The sequence below is a fragment of the Mycobacterium sp. NGS29 genome, assembly GCF_059812965.1.
Window position 1 is genome coordinate 139,951 of the sequence record NZ_JCALDR010000003.1, and the last position, 14,020, is coordinate 153,970.

A 14,020-nucleotide genomic window follows, 5' to 3' on the forward strand; every position below is an offset into this window, starting at 1 on the left:
CCCGCGCCGGCGCGGAACCTATCCGGTCGCGCAGGTTATCGCCACCCGCACCCCGTCGCCGATTTCCGTCGCATCCGCGGGCTCACCGAATTCGAACCTGGTAGCCAGGATCTCGCCCGCGATCAGGTCCCGGTGCGTGGCGGCCCACTCCTCGCGCTCGGCAGGTACCGCAATCACCACGCTGATCCGGTCGGACACGTCCAGCCCGGTCGACTTGCGCAACTCCTGTAGTTCCCGGATGCGGTCCTTGGCCCAACCCTCGGCTTCCAACTCCGGGGTCACGGTCCCGTCGAGCACCACCAGGCCGGCGCCGCCGGGCAGCGCCGCGGTGAATTCCGGGTCGGCCGCGACGAGGCGCGAACTGTACTCCTCAGGCTGCAGCACCGCCGGACCCGCCGTCAGCGTGCCGTCCGGGTTCACCACGCCCTGGCCCGCTTTGACCGCCTTGATCGCAGCCTGCACGTCCTTGCCCAGACGAGGTCCGGCCACCCGGGCGTTGACGGTCAGCTCAAACCGTCCGTAGGTGTCGATCGCGTCGGTGAGCTCGACCTGTTTGACGTTCAACTCGTCGCCGATCAGGTCGGTGAACGGCGCCAGGGTCTCCGGATGCTCCACTGCCACGGTCAGTTTCAGCAGTGGCAGGCGTACCCGCAGCTTCTTGGCCTTGCGCAGCGAGGACGCCGCCGAGCACACCTCCCGGACCTGGTCCATCGCCGCGACCAGGTCCGGATCCGCGCGCAGCTCACCGGCCTGCGGCCAATCGGTCAGGTGCACCGAGCGCCCGCCGGTCACGCCTCGCCAGATCATCTCGGAGATCAACGGCAGCAGCGGCGCGGCCAACCGCGCGGTGACCTCCAGCACCGTGTGCAGCGTGTCGATCGCATCGGCCTCTTCGACCCAGAACCGCGAACGCGACCGTCGCACATACCAATTCGTCAACGCCTCAGTGAACTGGCGCAACTGTTCGCAGGCGCCGGAGATGTCGCAGACATCCAGCGCCGCGGTCAGGTCCTCACGCAGCACCGCCAGCTTGGCGAGGATGTAGCGGTCCAGCACATTCGCCGAATCAGTGCGCCAGACACCGACTTTCGGCGCGTACAGCGCCAAGAAGCTGTAGGCGTTCCAGAACGGCAACAGCACCTGGCGCACCCCGTCGCGGATACCCTGCTCAGTGACGATCAGGTTGCCACCCCGCAGGATCGGCGAAGCCATCAGGAACCACCGCATCGCGTCGGAGCCGTCCCGGTCGAACACCTCGGTCACGTCGGGATAGTTGCGCAGCGATTTGCTCATCTTCTGGCCGTCGGAGCCCAACACAATCCCGTGTGCCACGCAGGTTTTGAACGACGGCCGGTCGAACAGCGCGGTGGCCAGCACGTGCAGCGTGTAGAACCAGCCGCGGGTCTGCCCGATGTATTCCACGATGAAGTCACCGGGATAGTGACCGTCGAACCAGTCCTGGTTCTCGAACGGGTAATGCACCTGCGCATACGGCATGGAACCGGAGTCGAACCACACGTCGAGCACATCGGAGATGCGGCGCATCGTCGATTGCCCGGTCGGGTCGTCGGGATTGGGTCGGGTGAGCTCATCGATGAACGGGCGGTGCAGATTCGACGGCCGCACCCCGAAATCGCGTTCCAGCTCATCCAGGCTGCCGTAGACGTCGATGCGGGGATAGGCCGGGTCATCGGACTTCCACACCGGAATCGGGGTGCCCCAGTAGCGGTTTCGGGAAATCGACCAGTCGCGCGCGCCCTGCAGCCACTTGCCGAACTGGCCGTCCTTGACGTGTTCGGGGTACCAGGTGATCTGCTGATTCAGCTCGACCATGCGGTCCCGGAACTGGGTCACCCGCACGAACCACGACGACACCGCGCGGTAGATCAGCGGGTTACGGCAGCGCCAGCAGTGCGGGTAGGGGTGCTCGTAGGTTTCGTGCCGCAGCAGCACCGCGCCATTCACCGCAGCGGGCCCGCTCTGGTTCTTCAGATCGCGGATGATCTGCGGGTTGGCGGCAAAGACGTGCTGGCCCTGGTAATCCGGCACGGTCGCATCGAATCGGCCTTTGGCGTCGACCGGGGTGACCGCCCTGATCCCGGCCGCATCCCCCACCGCCATGTCGTCCTCGCCGTACGCCGGAGCCATGTGCACCAGACCGGTGCCGTCCTCGGTGGTGACGAAGTCGGCCGGCAAGACCTGAAAGGCGTTGGGCGAGTCCAGGAAATAGGCAAACGGCGGTAGATAGCGGGTGCCGAGCAGCTCCGAGCCACGCAGTGTCCCAAGCACTTCGGGCTCCTCGCCCAGTTCGCGCGCATAGGCGGACAGCCGCGGCTCGGCCAGCAGGTAGCGTCGCTCGCCGGCCTGCACATGCACGTATGTCACGTCCGGGTGCACCGCGACCGCGAGGTTGGAAGGCAGCGTCCACGGCGTCGTCGTCCAGATCAACAGATAGGTGCCGTCCAGCGGGCCACCCTGAACGCGGAACCCGACCGTCAGAGCCGGGTCCTGCCGGCTCTGGTAGACGTCGTCGTCCATCCGCAATTCGTGGTTGGACAGCGGGGTCTCGTCGCGCCAGCAGTACGGCAGCACCCGGTAGCCTTCATAGGCCAGGCCTTTGTCCCACAACTGTTTGAACGCCCAGATCACCGACTCCATGTAGCTGAGGTCCAGTGTCTTGTAGTCGTTGTCGAAGTCGACCCAGCGGGCCTGGCGGGTGACGTACTGCTGCCACTCGTCGGTGTAGCGCAGCACCGACGCGCGGCAGGCGTCGTTGAACGCGGCGATCCCCATCGAGTCGATCTGGGACTTGTCGGTGATGCCCAGCTGTCGCTCAACCTCGAGCTCGGCGGGCAATCCGTGGGTGTCCCAACCGAATCGGCGCTCCACCTTGTCGCCGCGCATGGTGCGGTAGCGGGGCACGATGTCTTTGACGTAGCCGGTCAGCAGGTGTCCGTAGTGCGGCAGACCGTTGGCGAACGGCGGACCGTCGTAGAACACGTATTCGGTTGCGCCGTCCCGATTTGCGATGCTGGCACGGAAGGTGTCGTCGCGGAACCAGTAGTCGAGCACCCCGAGTTCGAGGGCCGGAAAATCAGGCGCCCCGGCAGCGAGTTTCGGATAAACCCGATCGGTCACGTACGTCGTCTCCCTCTAGCCACCTCTGGCCGGGGACGACGATGCGCTGGTGCGCAAGCGCCGCGGTACCACCCCGCTTGCCACGCTGGCGCGTGACCGCTCAAGAGGGCTGTGACGGGCCCACCCGTTCGGTTCTACTGGGCCGTACCGGCTGTTCTTCCGAAGGCTCCCCGGTGATGGCCGGATCAACGCCAATTGGATTCTAATGCCGAATGGAACTGCACGACTCCGAGGGACTGGCTCACCGCAGGACGCGCCTGCAGTCGGCTAGTCCCTCGGAGTCCGCGGTTGGTCGATATCCATGCGTCACGCCTGGACTTCGAGCACACCAATGCGCCACAGTGCGGCGTAGACGTGCCGCAGCGGCACGGTGAGCAGGCGGGCGGCGCCGTCGACCAGTGGGTCGTTGCCGGCGGCGGCGACGTCGATGCGGCGGGCCGGCTTCGTGGGCGCGGGTACGTCGCGCACGACGTGCAACCGTGGTGCGGCGGTGAGGGTGGTGACTTCGTCGTACAGTGCAGCGGTCATGATCGCCTCCTAGCGGTTGACCAAACGTTGACAGGTGGACCTCAAAGGAATCTTGGTAAGTCCCGTCCCGCAACGGTTCCGGTCGGAGGAAGTGAGCGACTCAGCCGCACACGTCGCGCCGAAGACCGGTCAGGGACGAAACATCCGGATCTCGACCCGGACTGCCACTGGAACTCATGCGTCCCTCACCTCCTCTCAGCCACGACACACATGTTGTCTGGGTGCACGAAGGAGAACAGAATCCGACCATCGCCGGATATCCGCACCCCTCTCGTCAGAGCTTTGGCACTACCCGACGTGTCCGGTAAACCGGAAGCCACCTGGGCTCAACCCTTAAGCCGGGAAGAGCTGTCCTGACCCGGGGCGTCTTTCGACGTTCGGGGTCAGTGGCCTATGTTCGTGTAGCCGCCTCACCTAACGAGGTGCTTGCCTGACCGATAATGCACCACAGGCCCTGCCCGGTCAACGCGCCATCCCGCAGTTTCGCGATCTTTATGTCATCTCCATGCGGGCACACAGCTGTCTCGCAGCCTTGAGGCGCCCTGACCTGGGGCGACTGTGACGTGTTCAATGTCATAGTGCGGGTCCCTGTTGGGCGCGAGCGCCCTCAGATGTGCGGTCAGAGGCCGCACTTTGCGGCATTTCGGGGACGCTCGCGCTGAGCGGGTGAGCGGCCCCGTGTCAGGCCACGAGCGACCCCATATGTGCGCTCAACGCCCGCAATCAGCGGCATTCGAGGGACGCTCGCGGCAAGGATGGGGTCAGTCGGCCAGGCTTTCCAGCCGCCCGACGGTGTCGATGTACTCCTCGACCATGTCCAGCACCACCGCGCGGGTGGGCCGCACCCGGTCCAGGGAACCGACCACCTGTCCGACGAAGTAGGTCGCCAACTCGCGTGCCTTCGCGCCCGGATGTGCCGCGGCCTGATTGATCCGCACCTGCGAATCGGTGACCAGGGCGGTCTGCAGTGGCATTCCCAGCGGCGCGGGGGTGTCGGGCCGCTCCCATTCCTCGGTCCAGGCGGTGCGCAGCATCCGCGCCGGCTTGCCGGTCATCGAGCGCGACCGCACCGTGTCTGAGGAGGTGGCGGCCAGGAACTTGTCCTTGACCACCGGCGCGGTCTCAGCTTCCTCGGTGGTCAGCCACACCGATCCGCACCACACGCCTTCGGCGCCCAAGGCCAGCGCCGCGGCGATCTGGCGGCCCCGGGCGATGCCACCCGCGGCCAGTACCGGAGTGGGCGCCACCGCGTCGACCACTTCGGGCACCAGCACCATGGTGGCCACGTCACCGGTGTGTCCGCCGGCCTCGGTGCCCTGGGCAACGATCAGGTCTACCCCGGCCGCGGCGTGCCGGCGCGCATGTTCGGTCGTTCCAGCCAGCGCGGCGACCAGCACGTCGTGGCGGTGCGCCCGCTCGACAAGGTCGCGCGGCGGCGGCCCGAGCGCGCTGGCGATCAACCGGATGTTGTGGGCGAACGCGACCTCCAGCAGAGGCTCGTAGCCCTTGGGCGAGATGTTCAGACCGCCACGCACCGGTTCGTCGTCGGCGGCCTGACCTACCTCGTACCGGTTCAGCAGCTCGTCGACGAAGGCGCGATGCTCCTCGGGCAGCAGGTCTTGGGCCTGCCTGGAGTTGATCCCACCGGTGTCGGCGCCGACGTACTTGGGCGGCAACAACAGATCGACGCCGTAGGGCTTGCCGCCGGTCTGCTCCTCGATCCAGGTGAGTTCGCTGTCCAGACGTCTGGGACTGTGCGCGGTGGCGCCCAAGACGCCGAACCCGCCCGCATTGGTCACCGCGGCCACCACATCGCGGCAGTGGCTGAAGGCGCAGATCGGAAACTCGACGCCGAGCATCTCGGCAACCCTGGTTCGCATGCCGCCGACGCTACGCCGCGACCACTACCCGTTCGAGGGCGCTACGCCGTCCGGCGGCCAGCTGGCCACGCCCTCTTCCAGGGGCACCTGCAGGCTCCGCAGGACGGAGGCAACCATCCGCCATGCGCCGATGGCGGTCACGAGTTCGATGAGAACCGTTCTGTCGGTGCTCAATTCGGCCTCGCAGGCCGCCCAGCTGGATTCGCTGACCACGCCGTCGGTCACGATGTCGTCGGTGGCGGCGAGCACCGCCCGCTCGGTGGGCCCGAACCCGTTGTAGGCCTGCCAATCCCGGACGCCGAGCAGATCCTCGGGCGACACTCCCAGGCGGGAGGCGACCCGCCAGTGCTGGGTCCACTCGTAATCGCATCCGGTGAGCCAGCCGATACGCATGATCACCAGCTCACGCAGCCGGCGGTCCAGGTCGCCGTGCCACAGCATCATGGCCAGCATGTCGTTGAATACCCGCGCCAGCCGCGGATGGTTCAGCAGCGTCTGGAAGATGCTGAGTTCGGCCATGTAGTCGGGTACGCCCGCCTCGTCGGCGGCGGCTTTGGCTTCGTCGACGGGCAGCAGGGGGATGCGGGCGGGCTTGTCGGCGCGGGTCATCTGAACTTCACGTATTCAGCGGGGACAGCAGCGCCAACCACGGCTGGAACACTACTCGCCCGAAGTGACGCGGTGCGCGAATCAAACCATCGGCGCGTTGATCCCGACGACGAGGTCCCTGCGCACGGAAGATGGCCACGAAGCCCGGTGCAGGACGGCGAGGTGGCACGACGATGGAGTCCAGACAGGTCACTCCGGTGGCTGTCATCGGCATGGCCTGCCGGCTCCCCCGCGGCATCGATTCCCCGGCCAAGTTCTGGGACGCGCTGCTGCGCGGGGACGACCTGGTGGGCGAGGTGCCCGCCGACCGCTGGGACGCCGACGCCTATTACGACCCCGAGCCGGGGGTCCCCGGCCGGTCGGTGTCGCGCTGGGGTGGCTTCCTGGACGACGTCGGCGGTTTCGACCCAGAGTTCTTCGGCATCAGTGAACGCGAGGCCACCGCGATCGACCCGCAGCACCGGCTGCTGATGCAAGCCTCGTGGGAGGCTGTCGAACACGCCGGGCTGCCCCCGACGTCGCTGGCAGACTCGCTGACCGGCGTCTTCATCGGGATGTGTCACGACGACTACGCCCACGTCACCGACGCGGCCGGCGCCCTGGGCGACGCTTACGGGTTCACCGGCACCGCGTTCAGCATGGCTTCGGGCCGGGTGTCCTACGCCCTGGGTCTGCGGGGGCCGTCGATCACGGTGGACACCGCGTGCTCGTCGAGTCTGGTTGCGGTGCACATGGCGTGCCGCAGTCTGCATGAATACGAGAGCAACCTGGCCCTGGCCGGCGGGTGCATGGTGATGCTGGAACCGCAGATGTTCGCCTCCGCCTCCGGGCAGGGCATGCTCTCTGCCGCCGGACGGTGCCGTCCGTTCGACGCCGGCGCCGACGGGTTCGTCCGTTCCGAAGCGTGTGCGGTGGTGCTGCTCAAACGGCTGCCCGACGCGCTGCGCGACGGCGACCGGGTCCTGGCCGTAGTGCGCGGCACCGCGACGAATCAGGATGGCCGCACTGAGACGATCACGATGCCGTCGTTGCACGCGCAGGTCGCGGCGTACCGCGCGGCATTGTCGGCGGCCGGCGTCGACCCGGGCACCGTCGGGCTGATCGAGGCGCACGGCACCGGCACAGCGGTCGGAGATCCGATCGAATACCGCAGTCTGGCAACCATGTACGGGGTTGACGGGCATCGGTGCGCGCTGGGTTCGGCGAAGAGCAACCTCGGGCACACCGAGGCGGCCGCCGGCGTGGTGGGGGTCCTCAAAGCGGTGCTGTCTCTTCAGCACGCAGTGGTGCCACCGATGGCGCACTTCACCGCACTGCCCGACGACCTGGCTGCTATTGACACCGGACTGTTTGTGCCACAACAGGTTACGCCGTGGCCCGGCGGTATGCCACGGCGGGCCGCGGTGTCGTCGTACGGCATGTCGGGAACTAATGCGCACGCCATCCTCGAGCAAGCGCCCATGGTTTCGGTCCCTGCTCGGGAGGAGTCACGCTCGCGGATCTTCGCGTTGTCAGCCAGCTCACCCGACGCGCTGCGCCAGACAGCGCGCCGGACCGCGGATTGGGTGGCGACGCAGCAACCCTCAGCCACGGACTTGGCCTACACGCTGGCGCGGCGGCGCGCGCACCGCACGGTGCGCACCCTGCTGTCGGCCACCGACAACGCCGAATTGGTCACGCGGCTGCGTGCCGTGGCCGATCGCGATGACCCGCTGCGACCTGCGGTGGGCCGTGATGACCGCGGTCCGGTGTGGGTGTTCTCCGGGCAGGGTTCGCAGTGGGCGGCGATGGGCGCGGACCTGTTGGCTACCGAACCGGCTTTCGCGGCGACGGTGGCCGCCGCCGAACCGCTGATCGCCGCCGAAGCGGGTTTCTCGGTGACCGCGGCCATGACTGAAGACATGGTGACCGGCATCGACCGGGTGCAGCCGACCCTGTTCACCATGCAGGTCGCGCTGGCCGCGGCGATGCAGGCCTACGGTGTCCGGCCGGGTGCGGTGATCGGGCATTCGTTGGGTGAAGTGTCGGCTGCCGTTGTCGCAGCGGCACTTTCGCTCGAGGACGGGGTCCGCGTCATCTGTCGCCGCTCGCGGCTGTGCATGCGGCTGGCGGGTGCGGGCGCGATGGCAGCGGTGGAGTTGCCCGCGCCGCAGGTCCGCGACGAGCTTGCCCGCCGCGGCATCACAGATGTGGTGATCGCCGTGGTGGCCGCACCGCAGTCCACCGTGATCGGCGGCGCTACCGACGTGGTGCGTCGACTGGTCGCGGGGTGGGAACAGCGCGACATCCTGGCCCGCGAGGTCGCCGTCGACGTGGCCTCGCACACTGCGCAGGTCACCCCTATCCTCGACGAACTGGCCGAGGCACTGGCCGAGCTGAATCCGCAGCCACCGCAGCTCCCCTACTACTCGGCGACCTCCTTCGACCCGCGCGAACGCCCCAGCTGCGACGGGCGCTACTGGGTGGACAACCTGCGCCACACCGTGCGGTTCTCCGCCGCGGTCAAGGCTGCGCTCGCCGATGGGCACCGGGTATTCGGGGAGCTCTCACCGCACCCACTGTTGACCCGAGCCGTCGAGCAAACCGCGCAGAGTCTCGACATGCCCGTGGCTGTGATCCCGGCGATGCGCCGTGAAGTGGCCATGCCCGACGGGTTACGCGGCCTGCTGGCCGATCTGCACGGCGCGGGTGCCGCAGTGGATTTCGCAACGCTGTGCCCCGAGGGGCACCTGGTGGACGCGCCGCTGCCGGTCTGGAGCAACCGGCGTTTGCTCATCACCGCCGCGAAACCAGCCGCCAATACCGTTGCCGCACATCCCCTGCTGGGTGCACACGTGCGCCTGATGGAGAGACCGGAACGGCACGCGTGGCTGGCAGAACTCGGCACCGACGCATTGCCGTGGCTGGGTGATCATCGAATCAACGGCGTGGCGGCCGTGCCGGGTGCGGCGTATTGCGAGATGGCTTTGGCCGCGGCCGCCGCGGTGCTGGGTGGGCGGGCCGAGGTCCGTGACATCCGCTTCGAGCAAATGTTGTTGCTGGACGGCGTGACACCCGTCGGAGCTTCGGCGACCGTGGAACCTGGCGGCGCTGTCACGTTCGTCGTCGAAACGGAGTCGGGCGGTGACAAGTCCCGACGGGCCACCGCGACCCTGCACCGTACCGAGGACGCCTCACCGCAACCGCACGACCTCGACGCGCTGCTCGCGGCCCACCCACAACGGGTCGAGGGCACCAAACTCCGAGAATGGTTCGGCGAGCGAGGGATTCGGTTCGGCACGGCATTCACCGGTTTGGATGTGACACACGTCGCCGCGGGTGTCGTCGGCACCGTCCTGGGTGAGATCGCCGTGCCCCATCCGATCCGCACGCGGCAAGCGGGATACACGATGCATCCCGCCTTGCTGGATGCCTGCTTTCAGTCGGTGGCAGCGCATCCCGCCGTGTACGGCATGGGTTCTGGCGGGCTGCTGCTGCCGCTGCGGGTACGCCGGTTGCGTGGTTACGCTTCGTCTTCGATGCCGCGGTATTGCCTGACCACGGTGACGACCTGCGTCGGCGGTGTCGAGGCCGACATCGACGTGCTGGATGACCGCGGCGTTGTGCTGCTGGTGGTCCGCGGGCTCCTGATGGGCACCGGAAACTCGGCGGCCGCCGACCGAGACCGGTTGCTCGACCAGCGACTGCTGGCCATCGACTGGCAACGACAGAAACTGCCCGAACCCGCAGGCGCCGGTGGAACCTATTTGCTCCTAAGCTTTTCCGACGACGACCCGCTGCCCAGCGAGTTGGCCGACACCTTGCGACAACGCGGAGCGCGATGCACCGTCTGCCGATGGACGGACGACCCCGCGCCACTGCACAGTGAGTTGGCCGCCGACGAAACTCGCAGTGTCGTGGTGATCGCCGGACCTGAAACCACCGACCCGCTGAAGACCGAACCCGTCCGCCGGCTCGTCCGCGTCGCCCGCGAACTCCCTGAGGTCCGCGGTGCTGCGCCCCGGCTCTATGTGGTGTCCCGGAATGCCCTACCGGTTCTGGACGACGACGCCGTCAACCTCGCTCAGGCCGGCCTGCGCGGGTTGCTGCGGGTGATCGGCGCCGAGCACCCTTATCTACACCCCACCCAGATCGACCTCGACGACAAGACCGCTGCGGACCTGGTTGCCTGTCAACTGCTTTCGGGCACAACCGAAGACGAGACCGCGTGGCGGGACAACGTATGGCTGACGGCACGATTGTGCCCGGCGCCGCTGCGCCCGGACGAGCGGATGACGACGGTGATCGACCCGCGGCACGACGGCATGCGGTTGCGGGTCCGCATCCCGGGCGACCTGCAAACCGTCGAGTGCGTCAAAGACGACCGCAGACCGCCGGGAGCCGGGCAGATCGAGGTCGCGGTCCGCGCGTCCAGCGTCAATTTCGCCGACGTGCTGGCGGCGTTCGGACGTTATCCGTCTTTCGACGGCGAGCAGCCGGAATTAGGTCTCGACTTCGTCGGCGTGGTGAGTGCGGTCGGAGCCGGAGTGACCGACCTGGAGGTCGGTGATCGGGTCGGCGGTATGGCGCCGGGCGGGTGTTGGGGAACCTTCGTCACCTGCGATGCCCGGCTCGCCGCGAAACTGCCGCCCTGCCTGGATGACGGCCAGGCCGCTGCCGTCACCACCGCCTATGTCACCGCGTTCTACGGTCTGAACGAACTCGCTCGCGTGCGCGCCGGCGATAAGGTGCTTATCCACTCCGCCACCGGCGGTGTCGGCCAGGCCGCGATGGCGCTCGCCCGTGCTGCCGGAGCGCAGATCTTCGCTACGGCCGGCAGCCCACAACGCCGGGAATTGCTGTGCGGCATGGGGATTGAGTATGTCTACGATTCGCGCAGCACGGATTTCGCCGAGCAGATCCGAGCCGATACCGACGGCTACGGTGTTGATGTCGTGCTCAACTCGCTGACAGGTACCGCGCAGCGCGCCGGCATAGACCTGCTCGCCTTCGGCGGCCGGTTCATCGAGATCGGCAAGCGCGATATTTACGACGACACGAGGTTGGGGCTCTACGCGCTCCGGCGCAACCTGTCGCTGCACGCCGTCGACTTGGCTCTGATGACCGCCACCCAGCCGTGGCGCATCCAGAAGCTGCTATCGGAGGTCTACCGGCTCGTCGCGGACGGTCTGAAGCAGCCGCAGCGCTCCCACTATCCACTTACCGACGCCGGCAACGTGATTCGGACGATGAGCGCCGCCGAGCACACCGGAAAACTCATCCTTGACGTTCCCGGGGCAACGACATGCGCTGCCCGAGTGCCGCCGGAACAGGCACCGGTGTTCCGGCGCGACGGCGCCTACCTGATCACCGGCGGACTCGGTGGGCTCGGCTTGTTTCTCGCCGAACAGATGGCCGGCGCGGGTCGCATCGTGCTCAATTCACGGACGCTGCCCTCCCAAGGAACGCTGGAGACAATCGAACTCATCCGATCTACCGGCGCGGACGTGGTGACGGTGTGCGGCGATATCGCCCACCCCGCCACCGCGGCCCGCCTGGTCGCCGCGGCAACGGCCACCGGCCTGCCCTTGCGCGGTGTGTTGCATGCGGCCGCCGTGGTCGAGGATGCGACGTTGACGACCATCACCGACGACCTGCTGGAACGCGTTTGGGCGCCCAAGGTCCGCGGTGCGTGGAACCTCTACCAGGCGAGCAGGACAGCCCCGCTGGACTGGTTCTGCCTATTCTCGTCGGCGGCGGCGCTGCTGGGCTCTGCGGGGCAGGGCGCGTATGCGGCGGCCAATAGTTGGCTGGACGGCTTCGCGCACTGGCTGCGGGCGCACGGTCGGCCCGCCACCGCGATCGCGTGGGGCGCGTGGGCCGAAATCGGCCGTGGCGCAACGCTGGCGGATACGGGCACCACGATGATCGCCCCCGACGACGGCGCGTACGCCTTCCAAGCCCTGCTGGGCCATACCCGTTGCTACTCCGGCTACACCCCCACCACCGGTTCAGCGTGGCTTTCCGCGCTCGCGGCACGCAGCCGATTCGCCGAGATGTTCAGTGCTGCCGGGCGGCGACACGACGGATCAGAGTTCCGCACCGCGCTGCTGGAGTTACCGGCCGATGAATGGGCGGGCCGGCTGAGACGGTTGCTGTCCGATCAGCTTGGCCAGATCCTGCGCCGCAGTGTCGATCCGGACCGGCCGTTATCGGACTACGGCCTGGATTCACTGGGGAATCTCGAGCTGCGTACCCGACTGGAGACCGACACCGGAATACGGTTGCGCTCCACCGATATCACCACGGTGCGCGACCTGGCCGATCGCCTGCACGGAAAACTCGCCCCGGTGCAGGACGCTCCGGTGTCAATGTGAGGGTCCCCGGCGGATACGAAATACCCTGAGAATTCGCCGGACTGACAGGAGCGCGCGGTGGTGGTGATGGGTCAGCTGGGTCTGGGGACAGTCCGCGACTGGGCCCCGGCTCCGGGTTCGGTCTGGTGGTGGCGTCCCGCGCCGGCTTCGGTGAGAGCGGCACGGCAGGCGCCGACGAGTGCCGTCCCGCCCAGTTACATCCAGGCTCGACATCTGCGCGGCTTCCGGGAACAACAGCAGCGCGGGCTGGACATGTCGCGGCTACTGGTGATCGCCTTCGACATCGGCGGCCAGTGTGACATCCGCGCGATGACCTACGTGCTCAACGCCCACCTACGCCGAAATGACACCTACCACAGTTGGTTTGAGTTCACCGCCCGAGACCACATCGTCCGGCACACCATCGCCGACCCCGCGGACATCGAGCTCACGCCTGAACAACACGGCGAAATGTCGGCGACGCAGTGGCAGGACCAGGTGCTGGCGACACCAAATCCGCTGCAGTGGGACTGCTTCCGCTTCGCGGTCATCCAGCGCCACGACCACTTCACCGTCTGCATCAGCGTCGACCATCTGCACGTGGACCCGATGTTCATCGGCGGCATCTTCTGGGAGATCAGGGGGATGTATTACGCACTGATCGACGGCGACGGTCCCATCGCCTTTCCGCCGGCCGGCAGCTACACCGACTACTGCGTGCGCGAGAGCGCCTACACCGCGGGGCTGTCCCTGCGCTCCCCCGAAATCCGGCAGTGGATCGACTTCTTCGACGACAACGACGGAACGCTGCCGAGCTTCCCGCTACCGCTCGGCGACACAACGATGCTCACCAGCGGTGAGTTGCTCTCGGTGCGACTGCTGGACGCTCAGCAGACCGCCCGGTTCGAATCCGCATGCACCGCGGCCGGCGCGCGGTTCAGCGGCGGCGTGTTCGCGTGCGCCGCACTCTGCGAATACGAGCTGACCGGCTCGGAGAGGTATTGCGCCGTCACCCCGGTCGGCACCCGTAGCACCGCCGCGGAGTTCATGACCACCGGATGGTTCATCGGCCACGTCCCGTTCGCCGTCCACGTCGGCGACTCCTTCGGCGAGACCGCCCGCAGCGCCCAGACCGCTTTCGACTCCGGCACCCACCTGGCCCGAGTGCCGTTCGAGCGTGTCCTGGAACTCGCCCCCTGGTTGCGCCGACCGCCCGCGCAGGGCAGCTTTCCCATGCTGTCGTTCCTGGATGCCGGCGTACCGCCGCTGTCCGCAGTCATCGCTACCCAACTGGACCGGATGAACATCCAGGCGTTCAGCGACGGTCGAATCGCGGCACGAGTATGCATGTGGGTCAACAAGTTTCATGAGGAAACCACCGTGACGGCGTCATTTCCCAGCAACCCGGTGGCCTATGAGTCCATCGATCGGTATCTGCAGACGCTGAAGCAGGTCTACCTGCGGGTGGCCGAGGGCCGCGAATTCGCGGTGCCCCACAGCCCTGTCCAGCTGCGGTCGCAGCGGCCCTGA

General features: G+C 67.4%; 6 protein-coding genes and 1 riboswitch. Of the genes, 2 read left to right on the forward strand and 4 right to left on the reverse strand.

The window, feature by feature from the left end; all coding sequences use genetic code 11:
• Nucleotides 1-18 precede the first annotated feature (18 nt).
• From ileS to AC5Y5Z_RS05465, 4 genes are all read right to left on the reverse strand, one after another.
• Entirely contained in the window at nucleotides 19-3,138 is a 3,120-nt protein-coding gene (ileS, locus tag AC5Y5Z_RS05450; protein ID WP_499923805.1) for an isoleucine--tRNA ligase, read from the reverse strand.
• Nucleotides 3,139-3,444: 306 nt separating this feature from the next.
• The gene (locus AC5Y5Z_RS05455) at nucleotides 3,445-3,666 is read right to left on the reverse strand and encodes an Rv1535 family protein (RefSeq protein WP_499923806.1); all 222 of its coding nucleotides are present in this window, start codon (nucleotides 3,664-3,666) and stop codon (nucleotides 3,445-3,447) included.
• 259 nt (nucleotides 3,667-3,925) lie between these two features.
• Nucleotides 3,926-4,095: riboswitch (M-box (ykoK) riboswitch) on the reverse strand.
• Nucleotides 4,096-4,427: 332 nt separating this feature from the next.
• Nucleotides 4,428-5,546 (reverse strand): NAD(P)H-dependent flavin oxidoreductase, encoded by a 1,119-nt coding sequence (locus AC5Y5Z_RS05460; RefSeq protein WP_499923808.1) that lies wholly within the window; start codon nucleotides 5,544-5,546, stop codon nucleotides 4,428-4,430.
• Nucleotides 5,547-5,570: 24 nt separating this feature from the next.
• The gene (locus AC5Y5Z_RS05465; RefSeq protein ID WP_463825142.1) at nucleotides 5,571-6,155 is read right to left on the reverse strand and encodes a carboxymuconolactone decarboxylase family protein; all 585 of its coding nucleotides are present in this window, start codon (nucleotides 6,153-6,155) and stop codon (nucleotides 5,571-5,573) included.
• Nucleotides 6,156-6,328: 173 nt separating this feature from the next.
• Here AC5Y5Z_RS05465 and pks2 point away from each other — a divergent pair, with 173 nt between their 5' ends.
• Nucleotides 6,329-12,511, forward strand: coding sequence for a sulfolipid-1 biosynthesis phthioceranic/hydroxyphthioceranic acid synthase (gene pks2 / locus AC5Y5Z_RS05470; RefSeq protein WP_499923811.1), 6,183 nt, complete (start codon nucleotides 6,329-6,331; stop codon nucleotides 12,509-12,511).
• Between the two features lie 66 nt (nucleotides 12,512-12,577).
• Nucleotides 12,578-14,020, forward strand: coding sequence for a condensation domain-containing protein (locus tag AC5Y5Z_RS05475; protein ID WP_499924019.1), 1,443 nt, complete (start codon nucleotides 12,578-12,580; stop codon nucleotides 14,018-14,020).

Coding starts and splice junctions, on each gene's coding strand:
- AC5Y5Z_RS05455 (WP_499923806.1), bottom strand. CDS start 3,666: ATGACCGCTGCACTGTACGACGAAGTCACCACCCTCACCGCCGCACCA.
- AC5Y5Z_RS05460 (WP_499923808.1), bottom strand. CDS start 5,546: ATGCGAACCAGGGTTGCCGAGATGCTCGGCGTCGAGTTTCCGATCTGC.
- AC5Y5Z_RS05465 (WP_463825142.1), bottom strand. CDS start 6,155: ATGACCCGCGCCGACAAGCCCGCCCGCATCCCCCTGCTGCCCGTCGAC.
- pks2 (WP_499923811.1), top strand. CDS start 6,329: ATGGAGTCCAGACAGGTCACTCCGGTGGCTGTCATCGGCATGGCCTGC.
- AC5Y5Z_RS05475 (WP_499924019.1), top strand. CDS start 12,578: ATGGGTCAGCTGGGTCTGGGGACAGTCCGCGACTGGGCCCCGGCTCCG.